Below are 21,713 nucleotides of genomic sequence, written 5' to 3'. Positions count from 1 at the left end.
TTAATAAGTTTTTGTTTAGTATATCTTGGGAACTCACGTAGGCGTAGCCCGCCGCAGGCATCGCAATTTGTGAGCATTCATTCCTGTGAGGATACCAACCAACAACCAAGTGATAGCTAATCCCATGACTTCGCCGAAGAATAACTGCGTCAAGCGGCGCAAAATCATCCCCACAGCCCAACCCACAGGGACAGCAATAGCCCAACTTGCCGAAGAGACAAATATCCATCGCCACGCCATAGGCTGGGGAATTGCCAACCATTGTGCCAATCCAATCCCTAAGCCGCCAAGTGCCCCATAAATCGCCCCAGACAGGATTCTCATAGGGAAAATCTGAGTACTAGGTACTATCCAACCCACCGCACCAATACCGATAGCGGTGATGATACTCCAACCCAAAAGACTTGACAAAATCCACCTGACACAAAATACAGGTTCTTTGAGAAGACAACCTTGAGGAAGTGCGATTGCAAATCCGCCGATAGCTGCTTCTACTACCCCAATATCTGGTTTTTCGCCGACTTCAATTAAGAGTAAACTTAATAAAAAACCGCCAAAAGTAGCGAAAGTCCACAACAATGTAAAGCTAAATCTAGGATTTTCTGGCGCGAATGGCATCAAACTTTCTTTATTTTTAATGGTTTGACAGTTTTAGCATTAAACATATCAAAAAAAGCTTTGCGTCGCTGTTGGGGTGATTCCGGTACGATGTAACCCCACAGACTCTCCCAGTAGAAAAAAGAGATCCCATCAAAATTGCGATCGCGCACTGCTTGAACCTGTTCTCTAACTTGTGCGATTTTCACAGGATTACGCACTGTTCCCGTTGATATACCAATTTCTACAGGAATTAGACTTTGAGCCAATTTCACAGATGGTTGTTCCAGTTGAGCGATAAAAGAGTTTTTGTCATTTCGATAAACCTGCAAAATTAACTCATCAACTAAACCTTTTTTTACCCAATTTTCCCAGTCTTGCAAATAGTATTTGTAGGCAAAAGCTTGATAGTTGGGAGACAGAGATATTCTGACTTTGGGCTTAACTGCCTTCACAGCTTGATAGATTTCTGCCATAAAATCAGTAATTTTGTCTGCTCGCCAACGCATCCATTCTGAGTTAAAAGGATCAGTTGGGGGACTTTTGCCTTGATGCTCTTGCTGGTAGAGTTCAATAGTGAAGCGATCGTAACCAAACTGTACTGGCATTCCAAAGTGGTCATCAAGCTGAATACCATCCACATTGTAATCCCTAACTACTTCCAAAATTAGCCCTTGGATAAACTCTTGTACTTGTGGATGTAAGGGATTCAACCAAGCCAACTTACTTACCAAAACATTGTCGAGTTCTTCCGGTGGGGCATCTTGGGTAGACTTTATACCCTGTTGCCCGATTGTCAACCAGTCGGGATAACGCCTTGCTAATTGTGAATAATGGGGCGTCATAAACCCGTATTCAAACCAGGGGATGACTCTCAAATTTTTCTTTTTAGCAAGTGTGACTATCTTTGTTAAAACATCCTGTCCAGCGTGCATGAAGTTGAGCAAAGGTTGAGTATCTGAGCCTGTAGTCATTTGAGCTACAGCACTTTTATAAAAAGTATGTCCTCGGTTCCAAACTACAGGATAAATTGTGTTAAAGTTGAGAGCCGATAATTGATTTAGAGCACGGTTAATACCCCAAGGTACAAATAGCACACCACTAGCAACATTAGTTAGCCAAACGCCGCGAATTTCTGTAGTTAAAGAACTTGTTTTTTGGCAATAGACTGGGAGTGAAGAGACTGAAGAGAGTGAAAAAACTGTTAAAGTGACTACTAATCCTAAACACAGTAAGTAAGAAATATAACGGCGAACAACCCGATTCATTTATAAGTGTGACCTAGTGCGATCGGAATATATATAACTACAAAATAAACTTGTAATCCTCCGGATGATGTAAACAAATGATGATTTTACGCCATTATGTAAATTAATAAATGTGCCTTAGCAGACTATTCTTGCTATTTTTAATTCTGTGAAATACAACAGGCCATGTGCGTGGTTTCCCCACGTGAGGCGCACCCCTCAAACTCTCGTTCCCAGTCTCAGGCTGGGAATGAGAGTAACTGCGAATGCACCTTTGCAGAAAATTAAAATCTTTCCACACCTTCAAATTGCTTGAGTGCTGATGCATTTGCTGCTTCCCCACAAGTTCGTGGTGTAGGAAATATCTTTTCAGGATTTGCTAACCCTTTAGGATTAAAAACTTGCCGCACCCATTGCATAGTTTCTAAATCAACTTGGCTAAACATCTGTGGCATATAGCACTTTTTCTCTGCACCAATACCATGCTCACCAGAAATGCTACCACCGACTTCAACACAAAGTTTGAGAATTTCCCCCCCCATTTCTTCTACTTGCTCTAATGCTCCAGACACAGAATTATCATAAAGAATTAGCGGATGAAGATTGCCATCGCCAGCATGAAATACATTAGCAACTCGATAACCGTATTGCTCACTTAATGTCTTAATCTCATGCAGAACATAAGGCAACTGAGTCCGAGGAATTACACCATCTTGTACATAATAATCTGGACTTAAATGTCCAGCCGCAGCAAAAGCTGCTTTGCGTCCTTTCCATAATTTCAATCGGGTTTCTGGATCAGTAGCAGAAGTGACATTACGCGCACCATTCTTTTTACAAATTTCGGTAACTCGCTGCTTATTTCCTGCAACTTCTACTTCTAAACCATCGATTTCTATTATTAAAATAGCAGTAGCATCGCGGGGATAACAATTAGTTGCTACAACATCTTCAACTGCATTGATGCTGAAGTTATCCATCATTTCCATACCACCAGGAATAATTCCGGCGCTGATGATATCAGAAACAGTTGCTCCAGCAGCTTCAATGCTAGTAAAATCTGCCAGCAACACACAAATTGATTCTGCACTTTTGAGAATTCGCAAAGTAATTTCTGTAGCAATTCCTAAAGTGCCTTCAGAACCAACAAAAACACCTGTTAAATCATAACCAGGCATTTCTGGAATTTGTCCGCCTAAATCAATAATTTCCCCTTCTGGCGTGACAATTTTTAATCCTAAAACGTGGTTAGTGGTGACGCCATACTTGAGACAATGGACGCCACCAGAATTTTCGGCAATGTTACCCCCAATAGAGCAGATAATTTGACTAGATGGATCAGGAGCGTAGTAAAAACCAGCACCACTGACGGCTTGTGTTACCCAACTATTAATCACCCCTGGTTGAACAATTGCCCGTTGGTTTTCCAAATCAATGCTGAGGATTTGCCGCATTAAAGAAGTGACAATTAGAACAGAGTCTTTCACTGGTAAAGCGCCTCCAGATAGACCAGTGCCAGAACCGCGGGCGATGAAGGGTATAGAATATTGATTGCATATCTTCACCACTTGGGCAACTTGTTCTGTAGTTCTGGGTAACACCACCACAGCCGGACGTTGGCGATAACCAGTTAAACCATCGCATTCATAGGTAATAAGTTCCTCGCGGCGTTGGACAACACCATTTTTGCCAAGAACAGCCTCGAATGCTTTGAGAATTGGTTTCCAGTTGAGTTGTTTTTTATCTTGGATAAGCATAGTTTTTTAAAGTTCAAGGTAGATGTATGGCGTATTGCACGCTTTTTTTGAACGCATTAATTACTATTGTTGCAAAAATAGCAGTCAAGAGTGAGTAAAAAACGATATCTGACGACAAGCCGCTCCGCGTCTACGCATTTGATCTAGAGTAAGTGCGATCGCCTGATTTGAGTACCAAAGGTGCGATGTCTCTTAACAAGTGCGTTAAATGATGGTAAAACCCAATATTATGTTAACTTTGGGGTTAAAGTAACACGGAGTCAGACATTCAACAAAAGAGAGTGAAATGACTTCCCAAATTTTAGATTCCACTCAAAATTAATTGCAAAGCTGCAAATCCTAGCACCCGAACAGCAACAACAAGTGCTAGATTTTGTGGAATTTCTAGCACAAAAATATGCTCAACCCCAACAACCATCCCAGAAACGGGTACTAGGTTTAAACCAAGATAAGATTTGGATAAGTGATAATTTTAATAACCCTTTGCCTGATGAATTTTGGTTAGGTGAAAGTCAGGGATGAAATTGTTATTAGACACTCACGTAATTATTTGGTCAGCAGAAATCCAGAAAAACTATCCCAGAGAGTTATAAATTTATTAATTGATACTAACAATTTTTGGGGAGTGAGCGTGGCTAGTGTTTGGGAATTACAAATAAAATCTCGGCTTGGTAAGCTAAATTTAAGCTCGTCGCTTCCTAATTTAATCGAAACTCAACAGCGAGTGAATAATCTACAACTATAGCAATCCTAAATCAATCGCACTCATCTTTAGCTAGCATTAAGTTCTGTAGGTCAATGGTGCCTGGGGTGACACACTGTTATAGCTTGCTTAAGTTCACAAGTTCTGAAAAAGATTCCATTGATGACTACTCCTCACAATTTTTCAGTATAAAATATTGAGTCAGTGCACCTTCCCATCCCCAATCAACTAACCTAGAAATAACGCTCTCAAATACTGCATAAAGTCATGGTTCAGCAAGTTCTAATCAATAATGATGATTACTATGTGCCAGATGCCAACCAGCTAGTGACTGAAGATGATACATCTGTGGACAATTTTGCTTCGGAAAAACAACAACGCCTTTTGGTTGGATCTCTTTATAGTTCTCTACAGCAGCAGACTTTTTTAGCAGCAGCAAATGTCGGCATCTACTATACAGACGGACAACCTGCAATTGTACCTGATATATTTCTCAGCTTAGATGTCCAAGTACCTGAAAATTGGTGGGAGAAACAAAATCGTTGTTATATGGTTTGGCGTTTTGGCAAACCACCAGAAGTTGTCCTCGAAATTGTCTCTAACAAAGAAGGTGATGAACTGGGCAAAAAGCTGCAAATTTATGAACATATGCGGGCTAGTTACTACATCGTATATGACCCGAATCAGCAATTAGGAGAAAAAGTACTACGCGTTTATGAACTTAGGGGAAGACGCTACTTTGAAAGTCAAGAAACTTGGCTTGAACAAGTTGGTTTAGGTATAACTTTTTGGGAAGGTGAATTTGAAGGTAGACAGGATCATTGGTTACGCTGGTGCTACCAAGATGGTAATGTTTTATCGACTGGAGATGAACGTGCCGAACAGGAACGACAACGTGCCGAACAAGCAGAACAACGCACCCAATTACTAGCAGATAGGCTACGGGCTATGGGCGTAGATCCCGACACTCTCTAGAAGACTCGCTGTAAAGACGCAAAGTTTTTTTACGTCTTTACATGAGCAAAAAATTCTCAGGAACTAGTGCAACTTATAAACTCATTTATCCGATGCCAAACCTTTTCTAATAAATCAGGAACATCTGCATCAAACCATTCAATTTGCGAATATGCTCGAAACCAAGTACGTTGTCGCTTGGCAAATTGCCGTGTATGCAAAATTGTTAATTCTTTCGCTTCATCGAAAGAAATATCTCCAGCCAAATATTGCTTAATTTCTTGATAACCCAAAGTATTCAACAAAGACAAATCAGCGCCATATTTTTGACAAAGATACTCCACTTCAGCGACCAAACCATCTGCTATCATTTGCTCGGTACGCTGTTTAATCCGATTTCTCAACTTTTCAACATCGCAATCCAAACCTATTTGCAAAATTGGATAATTTGGTGGATTCTCCCCTTGTTGTTCTGAAATGGGATATCCAGTAACATAATATACCTCTAATCCTCTTAAAGTTCGCACTGAATCATGAGCATGAATTTTTTGTGCTGCAACAGGGTCAACTTGTTGTAACATTGCGTAGAGTTGAGGCTGACCGAGAGATTCAAGTTGCGATCGCAATTCTATTTGCGGTGCGACTCTAGGAATTCTCATCCCTTGGACAATGGAGCGTATATATAAACCAGTACCACCAACTAGTAAAAGTGGTGTAACACCAACAGAAGCAATTAAAGCTTGTGTTTGCTGTTGGTAGTCTGCTACTGTCATCATGTCTGTTGGATCGCAGATATCTATTAGATAGTGCGGCACTAATTTTTGTTCAGCCACAGTTGCTTTAGCCGTACCAATATCAAACTCACGGTAAACTTGACGAGAATCGGCACTGAGAATTACAGAACCCAACCGCATCGCCAAAGCCAAAGCCAAACCTGATTTACCCGTTGCCGTCGCCCCACAAATCACAATTAATTTAGTCATTTCTTCCCCATCTCCCTTATCCGGCTCATCCTCCCCCCTCTTCCACGGCAGTCCAACCCCTGTATAAACTTCTCTTGAAAATGCCCTACAGACGCCAGCAAGGCTTTTGTGTTACAATCTTGGAGTGTTTTGACTTTTATTTGCCTTTTGGCGAGTTCAACCCCACGCATCAGGAGAGTTTACATGACGAGCAGTTACAGTGCCGATCAGATTCAAGTTCTGGAAGGTCTGGAAGCCGTCCGCAAACGACCAGGAATGTACATCGGTACTACCGGGCCGCGAGGACTCCACCATTTAGTTTACGAGGTAGTGGATAATTCAATCGATGAGGCTTTGGCGGGTTATTGCACCCATATAGAGGTGGATATCAACGCTGATGGTTCGGTGACTGTAACAGATGATGGTCGCGGTATTCCCATCGATACTCACTCGCGCACGGGAAAATCGGCTTTGGAAACCGTGATGACGGTACTGCACGCTGGTGGTAAGTTTGGCGGCGGTGGTTACAAAGTTTCTGGAGGATTGCACGGGGTTGGTATTTCTGTTGTTAATGCCCTATCTGAGGTTGTAGAAGTTACGGTTTGGCGAGATAAAAAGGTTCATATCCAACGCTATGAACGCGGTATCCCAGTTACAGAACTGCAAGTCAAGCCTTACAAAGAAGCTAGAACCGGAACTTCTGTCACCTTTAAGCCAGATACCCAAATCTTTACAATTAGCATTGAGTTTGATTACATCACTTTATCAGGTCGCCTACGAGAGTTGGCGTATTTGAATGCAGGTGTCAAAATTACCTTTACTGACCATCGTTTAGAACTACTAAAAAGCGATACACCGAAAGTAGAATCCTACGATTACAAGGGTGGTATTAAAGAATATATTGCCTACATGAACCGTGAGAAGCAGCCACTGCATGAAGAAATTATCTATGTGCAGGGGGAACGCAACAATGTGCAAGTGGAAGTTTCTTTGCAGTGGTGTACTGATGCTTACACGGATAATGTGCTGGGTTTTGCCAACAACATTCGCACCGTTGATGGTGGTACGCACTTAGAAGGGTTGAAGGCGGTTCTGACTCGGACATTAAATGCGATCGCCCGTAAGCGCAATAAAATTAAGGAGAATGAACCAAATCTCAGTGGTGAACACGTCCGCGAAGGTCTAACTGCGGTTATTTCCGTTAAAGTCCCAGATCCAGAATTTGAAGGACAAACCAAGACTAAACTCGGTAACACTGAAGTGCGGGGAATTGTTGACTCTCTGGTGGGAGAAGTCCTCACCGAATACCTAGAATTTCATCCTGCGATCGCAGACTCAATTTTAGATAAAGCTATCCAAGCTTTCAAAGCCGCAGAAGCAGCGCGTCATGCGCGGGAATTAGTTCGACGCAAATCAGTACTGGAATCTTCGCCATTACCTGGCAAATTGGCAGATTGCAGTTCTCGTGACCCCAGCGAATCTGAAATATTCATCGTGGAAGGGGATTCAGCCGGTGGAAGTGCAAAACAAGGACGCGATCGCCGCACTCAAGCGATCTTGCCTCTACGTGGTAAAATTCTCAACATTGAAAAAACCGACGATGCTAAAATTTATAAAAATAACGAAGTCCAAGCGTTAATTACAGCCCTCGGTTTAGGTGTCAAAGGTGATGAATTCGATTCCACCCAACTGCGCTATCACCGCATAGTGATCATGACGGACGCTGACGTAGATGGGGCGCACATCCGGACTTTGTTGTTAACATTCTTCTATCGATATCAGCGAGCACTGATCGAACAAGGCTTTATTTATATTGCTTGTCCCCCACTATTTAAAGTAGAACGGGGACGTAATCATGAGTACTGCTATAGCGATCGCGAAAAAAATCAAGCAATCGCCAAATTCCCTGCTAACGCCAACTATACTATCCAACGCTTCAAAGGTTTGGGTGAAATGATGCCACAACAACTCTGGGACACCACGATGAACCCAGAGACTCGCAAAATGAAGCAAGTCGAAATTGAGGATGCCGCAGAAGCTGATCGTATCTTCACAATTTTAATGGGCGATCGTGTCGCACCCAGACGAGAATTCATCGAAACCTATGGTTCTAAACTCAATTTCACCGATCTAGATATCTAATATCAATTCCCTGACACTACTCTAATAATTTGTGACATTGGTAATGGGTGATACGTTTTCACCCATTACCTTTTTTATAGTGTCTACATCCCCATCTAATCTATAGCAGTCCTTAAATCATTCGTAAAAAACAAGATCCCTGACTTCGTAAAAGTTGTCAGGAATCTGTGGCTTTCAAGTATTGATTAAGATTCCTGGAACAGACTTTTGGTAAAGACTTTATATCCCAATACGCCTGCGTTAAGGCTTGATCCTCCCTAACCCTCCTTAAAAAAGAGGGAATTAGAGCAAGCCTTTTTAAGGGGAACGGGCGCAGTCTTCTCCCTACAGTCCTTCTCAAGATAGGAGACACACTCGCGTTCGGGCATCCTACGACAGGCGCTAGTACCGCAAGGCGGAAGTCAAAAGTCAAAAGTCAAAAGTCAAAAGTATTACGGAATAAGCTCTTTAGGGTTTTTAAATGGTTGCTCTATTTCCGCCGTGGCGTGCTAGCCTCTGGCAATGTGAGAGGGGCGTTAGATGAGTGCTCATATTCATATAATTTGCTTATTGTCAATATTTTACAAAAATTCAATTTCTATTGTTAGCAAAACTACCAACTTTATTGGAAATTTAGTCAGACAATACTCTTTGCACTGACTGGCTAATTAATTTCGCCCACCAGCTATAAACACATTTGTTATCCTTTAATAAAATAACTGAATATCATCTATCAAACAGCAATTAATTAAGTATCTTGGGGATTTATCATAATAAGATGACAGAAACTTACTGAAATAAAAGTATTTAAATTTACAATTTAGTTACGTAAAAAAGCTTTGTAACCAAATCATCAGGCAATCTTCTGGGTTCTCTCTGTTCGAGGTGATGGCTGTTGGAAGCAAACACCATCTGGCTGAAAACTTGTTAATATCTTCATGTACTGCCGTAGCGATCGCTATTGTATCGTATGTATCTAATGAACTTTTGTCTTAAATAGGACTATATTGGTAAGTTCGCAGACAAATCGTTTTTGAATTGATTAAAATATCTTTGTATACAATAAGAAGAGTTTGTCAAGTTTCATAGGGCTGAAATCGCCACAGTGCGCTAACCTGTGAATAAGGCCGAATTAGTTAAACCTAAATTGATCTGCTATCAGGTTGATCATGCCACAGCCTCAACTCCTCAGTTAAGGTAATTAGTACGCAGAAGGTTAACTGCTTTCAGGCAAGCACCATCACCCTTGTTGTATTTACCCAAGGTCAAGACCTGCTTTAGTCTAAGGAATGCGTAATTTATGAAGGAAATGTAAAAATGGATAAATTAAGACTTGTCGTCTGAGTTAACATACAATGCCCTCTTTCTAAGTGATTAATGTTGTGTAAAATACATGAAATTCGGCAAGAGCAAGCGTACTTACTTCGTAATGTAATAAGAGCGTCACTGCAATTCCGGAAAGTGGAGAAAAAATTTCAGGGTACAATTCCCATTTTTAATGTCTTTTTGGTAATGGTGGCTAACAATTGCTGTGGGAGTTCATGATTAATACACAAAAAGAGTGCAATTTCTGTGAAACAGGCTACAATCGGAAGAGTCTTTATAGGAAAATCTGCCAAAAGTCTGAATTTGTTTGTATAGATTGGCAAGTTTGTTGATAAAGGCGAGTCTTTTTTTTGACCAGTTAGTTGAAAGCAGTATGTGATAGCAACACATATAACATTTACTAAGGTGAGTAAGTCACCTTTAGTAGTTGCTTAAACTAAACTAAAAAACCCTCCGACCGGAGGTGCAAAACATCCGAAAATATTTCTGGCAAATCTGCCAAAAAGCTTATTTTCGATTGACAACTAGCTCGTTTAAAAGAGCAGTAAACACATCTTGAGTAATTGATTCTGCAAGGAGCATGAGGAACGCGGCATGAACCAGGCTAACAACGTACTCGAAAGCTATCAGCCTGACCTAGAAATAATGAATCAGCCTGAGCTCGAGTTAGAAGAACTCTTAATAGACGATGAAGAGGACTTGCTGATCATCGATGAAGGTGACGATGAATTTTTAGAGCCTCAGTCTGATGAGGACGACGCAAAGTCTGGAAAAGCCGCTAAATCGCGTCGTCGGACACAAAGCAAGAAAAAGCACTACACTGAAGATTCAATTCGGCTTTACTTGCAAGAAATTGGGAGAATTCGGCTGTTGCGGGCAGACGAAGAAATTGAATTGGCGCGGAAAATAGCCGATTTATTGGAATTAGAGAGGGTGCGGGAAAGACTTTCAGAACAGTTAGATCGCGATCCTCGAGATAGTGAATGGGCAGAAGCAGTGCAACTACCACTACCAGCCTTTCGTTATCGCCTGCATGTTGGTCGCAGGGCGAAAGACAAGATGGTGCAATCTAACCTGCGTCTTGTGGTTTCAATTGCTAAAAAATACATGAATCGTGGCTTGTCATTCCAAGATTTAATTCAGGAAGGCAGTCTCGGTTTGATTCGCGCCGCTGAAAAGTTTGACCACGAAAAAGGTTACAAATTCTCTACATACGCTACATGGTGGATTCGTCAAGCAATTACCCGCGCGATCGCAGATCAATCCCGCACTATTCGCCTTCCAGTTCACCTCTACGAAACCATCTCTCGGATTAAGAAAACTACCAAGCTGCTGTCTCAAGAAATGGGTCGCAAACCCACCGAAGAAGAAATCGCCACTCGCATGGAAATGACCATTGAGAAGTTGCGGTTTATTGCTAAATCCGCCCAGTTACCCATTTCACTAGAAACGCCCATTGGGAAAGAAGAAGATTCTCGATTGGGCGATTTTATTGAATCCGATGGTGAGACACCAGAAGACCAAGTTTCCAAAAATCTTCTGCGCGAAGACCTTGAAAAAGTCCTCGACAGTCTTAGTCCCCGTGAACGAGATGTCCTCAGACTACGTTACGGCTTGGATGATGGTCGGATGAAGACCCTTGAGGAAATCGGACAGATTTTCAACGTCACCCGCGAACGGATTCGTCAAATTGAGGCAAAAGCACTCCGCAAGTTACGCCATCCAAATCGCAACAGCGTTCTCAAGGAATATATTCGGTAATTATTAGTCATTAGTCATTTGTTTAAAGCGAATGACTAATCACAAATAAATAAAAAACCTGGCGGTGAATTAGCACTCCAGGTTTTTTTATTTATAGGTCATCTTGAATATTAAAACTTATAGGATGCCCCAATAATGTAGGAAGCCTTGACCAGAAAAAAGCTCAACTAAAATGGCTGCTGAAAAGCCAATCATTGCCAAACGACCGTTCCAAATTTCTGCTTGTGGGGTAAAGCCCCAGCGCCAAGCGTTGCGATCTTCAATTACCGGAGTAGTTACTTTTGTTGTGCTTACATTTGTCATGGTTGGGACTCCAAACTTAATTCTTAAGGTTTGTTGCTTTATGTAAACTAATATAACAAATATTTTCGGAAAAGCAACATTTTTTATACTTTTGTTTCCATAGCTTGACATAAATAGGAGCAGCCATTTATACAGATTAAAACATCTGCCTTCAGTTAGATTTACAGAGGTAGAAAAATATTATTTGGATTTTTACCGTCATAGACAATATTAGCTTATTGATATCAATTGTCAAATATTTTTTTGGATTGGTCGTATTGGTAGTTGTTTTGAGCGTCTAGGGGGATATTTGACTATCCTTTTTAAGGGGATCTTAAAGAATCTGCGCGTCTTCTCCCAAGGGGGGACGCCAAGGGCGAACAGACCGCATATCAAGTTTACTTAAGGGACTTCCAAATAAAAAATCCCCCCAAGATTGGATAATTTATTTGTTGCCCAGATCCCCGACTTCTTCAAGAAGTCGGGGATCTAAATCTAGCTTAGGTGAGCACTATCTCAATATTTTATGCTGGCAATTGGGGAGGCGGCAGCCCTCTCAAAAGGCATTCCCAGTCGGAGACTCTTAACGAGGCAAACCCTACAAAAATAGAAACTCACCTTGATTAAGTTCGCACTTCGGCGACGGTGATGATTTTTTCATCGCGGTTGAGTTGGATGATACTTTCACCTTTGATATCTCTACCTAAGATAGGCACTGTTTCCACAGGTATCCGCACCACCCGCTCTTTATTCGTCACTAAAGCTACCTCACCAGAGGCGATCGCTATGACCATACCAGCTAAGTTGTCAGTTTTGCTGGCAAATCTCAGTGCTTGCGTGCCTAAATCGCCGCGATTAGCCCCTCTTAACTGACTCGCAGCCATTCGCTTGGCATATCCTTCTTGAGTAACTAACAGCAGTTGGTCATCTTTGGTGACAGTTACACAGCCAACCATTTGCTGATTTTTCAATAGCCGAAATGCTTGTAAACCCATCGCTGTGCGGCCCATAATCGGTAACTGTTCATCATTGACTGCAAAGCGCAACAGTCGCCCACCGGAACTGGCTAAAATCAGATGCTCCCCTGGAGTGGTGAACTGGGTAAATGACAATTCATCATCGTCTTTGAGCTTCAAAATTGTGATTCCGCGCCGAGTCAGGATACTAAATTCTCCCAGAGACAGACGCTTAATTCGTCCCTGTTTTGTTAAAAGAATCATCTGGCTAGTTTCGAGATTTTCCGGCAGCAAAAAGCGACTGACCACAGCTTCTTGGGCACCTTGAGCAGTACTACTGAGCATAGTAATCAAAGGTTTTCCCCGTGGAGAACGTCCAGTGGTTGGGGGAATTTCTCCCACATTCACAGGGTAGACTTTGCCGCCAGCAGTTAGTATTAGCAAGTCTTTTTCTGTATCAGTCAACACAGTTTGGATAATGAAGTCATTATCGTGCAGACCATTTTCACCTTTTGACTTTCTCCCAGATGGCTGGGTGCGGCGCACATAACCCCGTTGGGTAAACTCTAAAACTGCTTCCTCTGCTGGCTGTTCTAATTTTGGATTTTGGACTTCGGCTACGCTCAGTCGAACGATTTTGGATTTTGGATTTTCCTCACCATCCTCTACTCCTTGTCCCCTTATCCCTTTCTCCTCTTGTATCCTTGTCTGGTTGCTGGTAGGCGCTAGTTTTGTCCGCCGCGGATCGCTGTACTTGCGCTTGAGCGATCGCAAATCTTTTTTCAGCACCTTGAGTAATTCTCGGCGATCGTTCAGTAATCGCTCCAACAAGCTAATTTGTTCACTTAGCTGCTCAAATTCCTGCTGCAAATTTTGCTGTTCTAAACTGGTGAGGCGGCGCAACGGCATAGCCAGAATTGCATCTCCTTGTACCTCACTCAAATCCAGTCTGCTACAAAGATTTATTTTTGCCGTACTCCCGTCGGGAGCTTGCCGTAAAATTTCAATTACCTGATCCAAATTAGATAGTGCTTTGAGTAAACCTTCCACTAAATGCACACGACTTTGGGTCTTCCCCAACTCGTAATTGTAGCGACGGTTCAGCGTCTCTTCTCGGAAACTCAAAAATTCCTGCAACAGTTGACGCAAACTTAACTGGCGGGGTTGTCCACCTACTATTGCTAGGAGAATTGCCCCAAAAGTCATTTGCAAAGCAGTTTGGTGATATAAATGCTGGAGAACTTCTTGGGGATTGGTATCGCGTTTGAGTTCGATTACTACCCGCATCCCTTCGCGATCGCTCTCATCCCGAAGATCAGAAATTCCTTGCAGGCGACCTTGATTTACTAAGTCCGCTACCTTCTCAATCCAGGCAGCCTTATTCACTTGAAATGGCAATTCTGTAATGATAATTGCCGTCCGTCGCTTGCTTCCCCTAGTGGCTGGAATTTCCTCTAGAGTCGCAACTCCCCGCAGCAAAATCCCACCCTTACCTGTGGTATATGCTTCCCGAATTCCAGTCTCACCAATTATTTCCCCACCAGTGGGAAAGTCTGGCCCTGGAATTAACTCGAATAACTTTTCATCTGACAAATCTGGGTTGTCGATAAAGGCAATTAACCCATCGACAATTTCCCCCAAGTTGTGCGGTGGTACATTTGTCGCCATGCCCACGGCAATACCAGAACAGCCATTCAGCAACAGAAACGGCAACTGAGCAGGTAGCACCGTTGGTTCTTGCTGGGAATTATCGAAGTTCCCGACAAATTCCACAGTTTCTTCGCCAATTTCTGTCAGCATTCCCTCATGACTGATGGGTGCGAGGCGCGTTTCTGTGTAGCGCATCGCCGCTGGCGGGTCATTATCGACGCTGCCAAAGTTACCGTGTCCTGCTAGTAAAGGATAGCGGCTAGAAAAGTCCTGCACCAGCCTCACTAAAGCATCGTAAACTGATTGGTCGCCGTGAGGATGGTATTTACCTAACACATCACCCACTACACGGGCACATTTTCGATAAGGTCTATCTGGTATCAAACCGAGTTCGTGCATTGCATACAGAATGCGACGATGCACTGGTTTTAAGCCATCACGCACGTCTGGTAGCGCTCGCCCGACAATCACGCTCATGGCATATTCTAGATAAGACCGTTGCATCTCGGTGTGCAGGGCTGTTGTAATGACCTGTCCCGTTGAGAGAAGGTTTAACTGTTTTGCCATGAGTTTTTTCCCTGAAATTTAACTACACAAAAGCCGGCGGAACCCAATATTGCAGCAACCACAGCATAACGGATCAAATAGGATTCATAACAAAATTTTGATGGTTACAGAAGAAAAAGCAGTAGTATCATCCTTGATGACGAGGATGCAGATTGACTATTAAAAAGGATGCACACGAGTATAATCTATATACACTTAGTAGCCATGATACTTACCATGATTGCATTTGTTAATTTTGAATTTTTGAATTCTTGAATTCCCTCACCTCTATAAGTAAAATTCTCATGAAAACTGTTTTAATTGTCGAAGACGATTTAATTAATGCTCGCGTTTTTTCCAAGATTTTGTCTAAGCGTGGCGGCTTGGGTGTGAAACACACTGAAAATGTCGAAGAAGTCATAAAAATTGCCCAATCTGGAGAAGCAGACCTAATTTTGATGGATGTTTCTCTGTCTAGAAGTGTTTACCAAGGTAAGTCCGTTGATGGAATCAAGATTACACAAATGTTAAAATCTGATCCAAAAACAGCAAACTTACCTATTATTTTGGTGACGGCACATGCTATGGAAGGCGATCGCGAGAACTTTCTCAAGCAAAGCGGCGCTGATGGCTACATTTCTAAGCCAGTTGTTGACCATCAACTGTTTGTTGACCAAATCATCGCACTTCTACCCACAGACGACCACTGAGAATTAACGACTTATTTCAGGAATACTCGCCCAAAAACGTTTTTGGGCGAGTATTCCTGGATTTAGTTAGTATATATGTACTACGAAAAGGTGCGATTAAGCAAGTGGTAATCGGAAAGTTATGAGTTAGGAGCGGAGCCGGAGACGCTCCGCCTCCGGTTATGAGTGAGGAGTTGAAATATTGAACTGCCAACTCCTAACTTTTAACTCTTAACTTTTAACTTCTAACTCCTAACTCCTAACTCAGCATTCCTATTGGGTAGGCTGTTGTTCAGGGGCTGATGATGAGTTATCTCGTTGTAGTAGGGCTGCTTGAATACGGGGTGATTCTAGGAATTTTTTCGTATCAGACAGTAGGCGATCGCCCCAGAGATTTTCTTTGAGAAAATCCAAACTAGCATAGCGCTGATCGATGCGGAGTGCAGCTTCTCCAAAGGTTAGTCCTTGTTGGTGATCGCCTTTAGTATACAGTGCCACTGCCAAGGCCAATAAAGGTTCTGCGGCTTGCTTCTCAAGAGTTATAGCAGATTGCCATCGCTTAATTGCTCCAGGGGTATCACCCTGTTCGTAGTTGATTAAGCCAATATTGTTCAGCGCCGGCCAGAATTTTTTATCTTGGGAGACGGCTTTATTGTACTGTGTGATCGCATCTGGTAATCGACCCAGCAGAAAGTAAGCATTACCCAAATTAAATAACCCTTCTGGATCATTGGGTTTTAACTTCAAACCGTCTTGGTAATTGACAACAGATGCCTGGTAATTTTTCTGCTGAAAATTAGCTGAACCCAAAGCAAACAGAATCTCACCATTTTTGGGGTTGATAGATTGCGCTTTTTTCAGGCTAGCAATCGCCGCGTCAAACTCTTTAGTTTGTAGCTGCAATCCACCTAAGAGCAACCACACCTTCTCATTTTTGGAAGCCAGGTTACTAGCCAGCCGCGCTAGTGGCAAAGCTAATTCAACCTGTTGAAACTGAGCGAGTTGAGCCGCTTCCTGTGCCAACCTCAACCCCTGCTTCTCTGAATCTACTTGCAATGTATGGGGTATTAATGCCTGCGCGTTAGCGGCTTGTGGCATACTCCACAAACTACAAACCATTAGAAGAGAAATCAAACGAACATATTTAGGCACACTACCGCCTTTAAGCCACTAATCAAAGAATCTTTCAGCTAGCTTAAACGATCTCCGCTGTTGACGGCAGTAAAATCTTACGTCATTAGTTCTTGACATCGCGATCACAAAAGCAATAATTTAATAAGTATCCACTTACTTATTTATGTCTCGGATACCCAGAATCACCAATCAGCAAATCTTAGAAGCGGCTCGGCAAGTTTTCCTACAACAAGGATTTGGTGCTTCAACCTTAGAAATTGCTCAACAAGCTGGTATTTCTGAAGCTTCAATTTTCAAGCGATTCTCAACCAAAGAAGAATTATTTTTTGCAGCGATGGGAATTCCAGAAAAACCCCTGTGGGTGAACGAGTTGGAATCTCTTTGTGGCAAAGGCGATCTCAAAGAAAACCTAATCAATATTTGTCTCCAGATTATGGAATTTTATCGCGAGGTGCTGCCTCGGATTATAATGCTGCGATCGCGAGGCAATGCGATCGCAGAACTTGGAGGTAAAGAGCCAAGACCGATGCAAGATGTCAAACTACTGACTGCTTTCTTAGAACGTGAGATCAACCAAGATCGCCTTCGCCCTTGCGATGCCAAGACAGTGGCTCATATCTTAGTAGGATCGGTGATGAACTACGTTTTCGTAGAACAAATGTCCTCCCAAGTCAGTATGCCAACTGCCGAATTAACAATAGAAACTTACTTAAATTCTGAAGATCCTACCACTGAAGTATCAGTATTTGTCCTGAGTATTGTGGATATTGTCTGGCAAGGAATTGCACCAAGCTAGGATTAAGTAAACCGACGCAAGGATGCTCTTACACGGGGACGCAAAAAGATTTTTAGAAATATTTTCTGGCGTCTTTCCTTCCCCACTCCCGATTAGAAAACTGATGACTTTCGTCATACATAAGTCTGGAATTACTAGTGACTTTGGTCATACATCGGTTGGGAATTTTTGAGCCATAATTATTATGTATGAATTTATACGCTTAGTTAAATATTAGACATCTTGATGCCAAAACAAAAGCAACTGTCTAAATTGCTGAATCTGAACCTAAGCAAAATAGAACTTTAATGTAAATAAGGAGTCAATTTCATGTTGAAAGCAAACCGTATATCGATAGTCTTAGCTGCTGCTGCCCTGATCATTATTCCCGCTCTCTTGACTGCGCCTGCAAATGCCCAGACAGGTGAACGCGATCGAGATTGGGATCGCGACGGCAGATCCAATGCCGGAGAAGTTAGCACTCCCACAAATAGGGGCAATTGGAACCGCGACAGCAGACCCAATTCTAGAGAAGTTACAACTCCGGTAGACAGGCGCAATTGGAACCGCGACGGCAGATCCAATTCTGGAGAAGTCAGAAACCTTGAAGACAGGGGTAATTGGAACCGCGATGGCAGACCCTATCCTGGAGAAGTCAGAAACCCTAGAGATCGGGGCAATTGGAACCGTGACAACGAACCCTATAGCAGAGTAGTCAGACTTGGTAATGGTGACATCAGATATCCCAATGGGCAAATTATTCCTTCTAGGAACATAGCCAGATTGCGTAATCAAGGTTACTTCAGACTTCCCAACGGGGATATTCTTCTTCCCAATCAGGAAATTGTTCCTGCTGGGAGATTAGTTAGAGAGCGTGATGATTACTACAGACTTCCTAGTGGATTGGTACTGCAAATAAACCTTTAAAACACTAAAAACTCAAAATCATTGTCAGTATAGGGCTACCAAGTTATAGTTTTAACCGTGAATAACTAGCTCGGTAGCCGTTCTTTATAGACAAAGCGGATATGAAAATTGATACGCCAAATACCGTAGATTCATCAGTTTTGGTTCCAGAGGTAAAGAAAAAAAAGGGCAGACGTAATTGGCTCTCTTGGCTAATTGCTCTTTGCCTTTTGGGTGGAATTGGCTATGGAGTTTATTACCAAGTAACAGTTGTTTCCCGTCAAGAAGCCAGACGCCGGGTGCTGACAAAGCCTGTAGAAAGGCAGAGTTTAACAATCACAGTTTCAGCGAACGGAACGGTCAAGCCTGAGCGCTCAATCAACCTCAGCCCGAAAAATTCAGGGATCTTGAAAACACTGCTGGTAAAGGAAGGGGATCTCGTCAAACAAGGACAAATTGTCGCTTACATGGATGATTCCAACCTGCGGGGGCAACTCACCTCCGCTCAAGGACAATTGGCACAAGCCGAGGCGAATTTGCAAAAGGCGATCGCAGGCAATCGCCCTCAAGATATTGCTCAAGCACAAGGAGTATTAGACGAAGCCGAGGCGAATCTGCAAAAGGTACAAGCAGGCAATCGCTCTCAAGATATTGCCCAAGCACAGGCCCGCTTGCAAAGCGCTCAAGCCACCCTTCGCCAAGCAGACGATGATTTTGTTCGTAATCAGCAACTTTACAATGCAGGCGGTATATCGCTTCAGACTCTTAACCAAAACCGTGCCACTCGCGACAGTGCCCAAGCTAGTGTAAATGAAGTACAGCAAGCACTGGGGTTGCAAAAAGCTGGGTCACGTCCAGAAGACATCGAGCAAGCCCGAGCTGTGGTGAAGCAGAGACAGCAAGCTTTGGCGCTTCTGAAAGCAGGAACGCGCCAAGAAGATATTAATGCAGCCCGCGCCCAAGTAACATCTGCTCGCGGATCGCTGCAAAACATCCAAGCCGAAATCAATGACACAGTAATTCGCGCCCCCTTTGATGGTGTGGTGACCAAGAAGTTTGCTGATCCAGGCGCTTTCGTGACACCTACAACAGCCAGTAGTGAAGTAGCTTCTTCTTCTTCTTCTTCAATCTTGTCTCTAGCTTCAACAAATGAAGTTGTCGCAAATTTAGCGGAAACAAATATTTCCAAAACCCGCCTTGGTCAAAAAGTCTCGATTAAAGCAGATGCCTACCCAGGAAAAACTTTTGAAGGTAAAGTCAGCCAAATTGCTGCCCAAGCGATAGTAGAGCAAAACGTCACCAGTTTTGAAGTGAGAGTATCACTTTTAGACCCTCAAAGACTACTGCGGTCTGGGATGAATGCGGAAGTAGATTTTCAAGTCGGTCAAGTGGAAAATGTTCTAGTAGTGCCAACAGCCTCGGTGGTGCGCCAAGAAAATGCCACAGGTGTGTTTGTGGCAGGAAAGAATAACAGACCTGTGTTCACTGCCATTGAGACTGGCGTCTCCGCAAATAATTTTACCGAAGTTAAGTCTGGATTGACAGGAAACGAAATGGTATTGCTCAGTTTCCCACCAGGGTCACGTCCGCAATCAACACCACGAGGAGGGGTTTTTCCTGGTCTAGGAGGAGGCACAGGAGGAGGAAGAGGAGCCGGCGGCGGCGATCGTTCAGGTGGTGGTTCTGCCGGTGGTCGTTCTCAAGGCGGTGGTTCCCCTTAAAGTGAGTTTTAAATAGAAACCTTATGTTTAAGATATTTAAGGGCTTTTACAAAGCTAAGAATACCCGCACAGTCCCGTTGCTGGAAATCTTGACAATGGCGGCAGAGACTTTGTGGAGTAACAAATTACGCACAGGTCTAACTATGTTGGGCGTGATTATTGGGATTTCTTCGGTCATTGCCATTACTTCTGTTGGTCAGGGAGTGCAAAAGGGGGTTGAGCAACAGATACAAGCATTGGGTACAGATGTGATCCAAATCTTAGCGGGTGCTGCAAGAAGCGGGAATGTCCGTCAAGGAGTAGGTTCTAGCAGCACCTTGACTTGGGAAGATGCTAAGGCGATCGCTACACAAGCGCCATCAGCACAGATGGTTTCTGCTTATCTCCAACGCAGTGCCCAAGTTGTATATGCAGGACAGAACACCTCAACAACTATTTATGGCACAGATTTAAACTACCCAGAAGTCAGAAATACCCACCCCCAACAAGGGAAATATTTTACTCAAGAAGAACTAGATATTGCCGCACAGCTTGCCATTCTTGGCCCCACAGTCCAAACCACACTCTTTGGAAAGGGTGTAAATCCTATCGGTGAGCGAATTCGGATTCAGGGAGAGGCTTATGAAGTAATTGGGGTGATGGAGCCTAAAGGCGCTCAAGGCCCGATGGATCGAGATGACCAGATTTTCATCCCTCTAACTACTATGTCGAAGAGACTGGTTGGTAACAATGCCCTGGTAGGCGTTTCTGTAAGTGGAATTTTAGTCAAAGGCGCTAATCAGGAGCAGTTAGAAGCCGCTCAGTTTCAAGTCACCAATCTCTTACGGCTGCGTCATAACATTTATCCGCCACAAGCTGATGATTTTCGGCTGACTAATCAAGCTGATATTGTTAGTACCTTCACTAGTATTGTGGGTTTATTTACAGTAATGGTGGTAGCGATCGCTGGAATTTCCCTGGTGGTTGGTGGAATTGGTATTGCCAATATTATGCTAGTTTCCGTGGTTGAGCGAACGCGGGAAATCGGGATTCGTAAAGCCGTAGGAGCCACCAATTCTGCAATCCTTAATCAATTTTTAGCTGAAGCGATCGTGATTTCCATTGTCGGCGGAGGTATTGGCATGGCGACTGGGGTTTTATTAGCTTTTGTAGCTGCAAACATTTTCAAATTTCCGTTTGTAATTTCTTTATTGTCGATCATTGCTGGCTTTGGACTCTCGTTAACCGTTGGCTTACTCGCTGGGGTAATTCCAGCCCGGAATGCATCCAAATTAGATCCAATCACCGCTTTACGTAGTGACTAAATAATTAAAACTGGAAAATTTAAAAATTAAAAACTTCTCTTAAAACAAGTGAATTTATGCAACTTGAACTAGATCATATCTTTGTCTGTGTTGAACCAGAAGCACCACCAACAGATATACTAACTGCTTTTGAACTCACTTTAGTTCATAAAGTTGGATTCAAGGAAATTACAGCATTACAAGTCATCTTACTCGCTGTTCAAAACTTTTCTGCTGAAGTGAAAACGCTAATTAATCTGGGATTAGTGCAATTTTCATAGGGCAATTTTTCCCAACTACAAATAGAGTTTGATAACGCCAAGGAAGGTAAGTCACAAGATTT

The 21,713-nt window shown here is 42.9% G+C and carries 17 protein-coding genes; 10 read left to right on the top strand and 7 right to left on the bottom strand.

What is annotated here, in order from left to right; all coding sequences use genetic code 11:
* Positions 1-33 precede the first annotated feature (33 nt).
* The 3 genes from V7K49_RS26040 to glcD form a co-directional block, all read right to left on the bottom strand.
* Positions 34-618, bottom strand: coding sequence for a hypothetical protein (locus tag V7K49_RS26040; protein WP_335208203.1), 585 nt, complete (start codon positions 616-618; stop codon positions 34-36).
* Positions 618-1,865, bottom strand: a complete 1,248-nt coding sequence (locus tag V7K49_RS26035; RefSeq protein ID WP_335208202.1) for a glycoside hydrolase family 10 protein — start codon at positions 1,863-1,865, stop codon at positions 618-620. The genes V7K49_RS26040 and V7K49_RS26035 overlap by 1 nt, the downstream gene beginning before the upstream one ends.
* A 263-nt stretch (positions 1,866-2,128) precedes the next feature.
* The gene (gene glcD, locus V7K49_RS26030; RefSeq protein ID WP_335208201.1) at positions 2,129-3,601 is read right to left on the bottom strand and encodes a glycolate oxidase subunit GlcD; all 1,473 of its coding nucleotides are present in this window, start codon (positions 3,599-3,601) and stop codon (positions 2,129-2,131) included.
* Positions 3,602-3,964: 363 nt separating this feature from the next.
* Between glcD and V7K49_RS26025 the strand changes: the two genes are divergently transcribed.
* Both V7K49_RS26025 and V7K49_RS26020 read left to right on the top strand, forming a co-directional pair.
* Positions 3,965-4,123, top strand: a complete 159-nt coding sequence (locus tag V7K49_RS26025; RefSeq protein ID WP_334873013.1) for a DUF2281 domain-containing protein — start codon at positions 3,965-3,967, stop codon at positions 4,121-4,123.
* Positions 4,124-4,571: 448 nt separating this feature from the next.
* Complete coding sequence (locus tag V7K49_RS26020; protein ID WP_335208200.1) at positions 4,572-5,279, top strand: Uma2 family endonuclease; 708 nt, start codon at positions 4,572-4,574, stop codon at positions 5,277-5,279.
* 56 nt (positions 5,280-5,335) lie between these two features.
* On the opposite strand, the gene miaA is transcribed toward V7K49_RS26020, so the two are convergent.
* Positions 5,336-6,241, bottom strand: coding sequence for a tRNA (adenosine(37)-N6)-dimethylallyltransferase MiaA (gene miaA, locus V7K49_RS26015; RefSeq protein WP_335208199.1), 906 nt, complete (start codon positions 6,239-6,241; stop codon positions 5,336-5,338).
* Positions 6,242-6,424: 183 nt separating this feature from the next.
* On the opposite strand from miaA, the gene gyrB reads away from it, so the two are divergent.
* Together gyrB and rpoD are read left to right on the top strand one after the other, a co-directional pair.
* Positions 6,425-8,362, top strand: a complete 1,938-nt coding sequence (gyrB, locus tag V7K49_RS26010; RefSeq protein ID WP_334873019.1) for a DNA topoisomerase (ATP-hydrolyzing) subunit B — start codon at positions 6,425-6,427, stop codon at positions 8,360-8,362.
* A 1,899-nt stretch (positions 8,363-10,261) separates the two neighbouring features.
* Positions 10,262-11,428 carry an RNA polymerase sigma factor RpoD gene (rpoD, locus tag V7K49_RS26005; RefSeq protein ID WP_273766849.1) on the top strand — a complete coding sequence of 389 codons (1,167 nt, stop codon included), beginning with the start codon at positions 10,262-10,264 and terminating at the stop codon, positions 11,426-11,428.
* A gap of 117 nt (positions 11,429-11,545) precedes the next feature.
* Here rpoD and V7K49_RS26000 read toward each other — a convergent pair whose 3' ends face one another.
* Entirely contained in the window at positions 11,546-11,731 is a 186-nt protein-coding gene (locus tag V7K49_RS26000; protein WP_334873021.1) for a chlorophyll a/b-binding protein, read from the bottom strand.
* 602 nt (positions 11,732-12,333) lie between these two features.
* Complete coding sequence (locus V7K49_RS25995) at positions 12,334-14,883, bottom strand: DNA gyrase/topoisomerase IV subunit A (protein WP_335208198.1); 2,550 nt, start codon at positions 14,881-14,883, stop codon at positions 12,334-12,336.
* A gap of 284 nt (positions 14,884-15,167) precedes the next feature.
* On the opposite strand from V7K49_RS25995, the gene V7K49_RS25990 reads away from it, so the two are divergent.
* Positions 15,168-15,572: a response regulator gene (locus V7K49_RS25990; RefSeq protein WP_273766843.1), complete on the top strand. Its 405-nt coding sequence runs from the start codon at positions 15,168-15,170 to the stop codon at positions 15,570-15,572.
* A 252-nt stretch (positions 15,573-15,824) separates the two neighbouring features.
* Here the strand turns inward: V7K49_RS25990 and V7K49_RS25985 are convergent, their stop codons facing one another.
* Positions 15,825-16,703, bottom strand: coding sequence for a tetratricopeptide repeat protein (locus V7K49_RS25985; protein WP_334873026.1), 879 nt, complete (start codon positions 16,701-16,703; stop codon positions 15,825-15,827).
* Between the two features lie 145 nt (positions 16,704-16,848).
* On the opposite strand from V7K49_RS25985, the gene V7K49_RS25980 reads away from it, so the two are divergent.
* The 5 genes from V7K49_RS25980 to V7K49_RS25960 all read left to right on the top strand — a co-directional run bounded on the left by V7K49_RS25980 (position 16,849) and on the right by V7K49_RS25960 (position 21,651).
* Positions 16,849-17,481: a TetR/AcrR family transcriptional regulator gene (locus V7K49_RS25980; RefSeq protein ID WP_335208197.1), complete on the top strand. Its 633-nt coding sequence runs from the start codon at positions 16,849-16,851 to the stop codon at positions 17,479-17,481.
* Positions 17,482-17,790: 309 nt separating this feature from the next.
* Positions 17,791-18,387 (top strand): hypothetical protein, encoded by a 597-nt coding sequence (locus tag V7K49_RS25975; protein ID WP_335074245.1) that lies wholly within the window; start codon positions 17,791-17,793, stop codon positions 18,385-18,387.
* A gap of 101 nt (positions 18,388-18,488) precedes the next feature.
* On the top strand, positions 18,489-20,087 hold the full coding sequence (locus tag V7K49_RS25970) for an efflux RND transporter periplasmic adaptor subunit (RefSeq protein WP_335208196.1): 1,599 nt from the start codon (positions 18,489-18,491) through the stop codon (positions 20,085-20,087).
* Positions 20,088-20,110: 23 nt separating this feature from the next.
* Positions 20,111-21,391 (top strand): ABC transporter permease, encoded by a 1,281-nt coding sequence (locus V7K49_RS25965; protein ID WP_442948693.1) that lies wholly within the window; start codon positions 20,111-20,113, stop codon positions 21,389-21,391.
* 56 nt (positions 21,392-21,447) lie between these two features.
* The gene (locus V7K49_RS25960) at positions 21,448-21,651 is read left to right on the top strand and encodes a hypothetical protein (RefSeq protein WP_335208195.1); all 204 of its coding nucleotides are present in this window, start codon (positions 21,448-21,450) and stop codon (positions 21,649-21,651) included.
* Positions 21,652-21,713: the final 62 nt, after the last annotated feature.

This window comes from Nostoc sp. (genome assembly GCF_036919675.1).
In the GTDB taxonomy this organism is placed as follows: Bacteria; Cyanobacteriota; Cyanobacteriia; order Cyanobacteriales; family Nostocaceae; genus Nostoc.
Note: the sequence above shows the minus strand (reverse complement) of the source record. Positions and strands in the feature narration are given on the sequence as shown.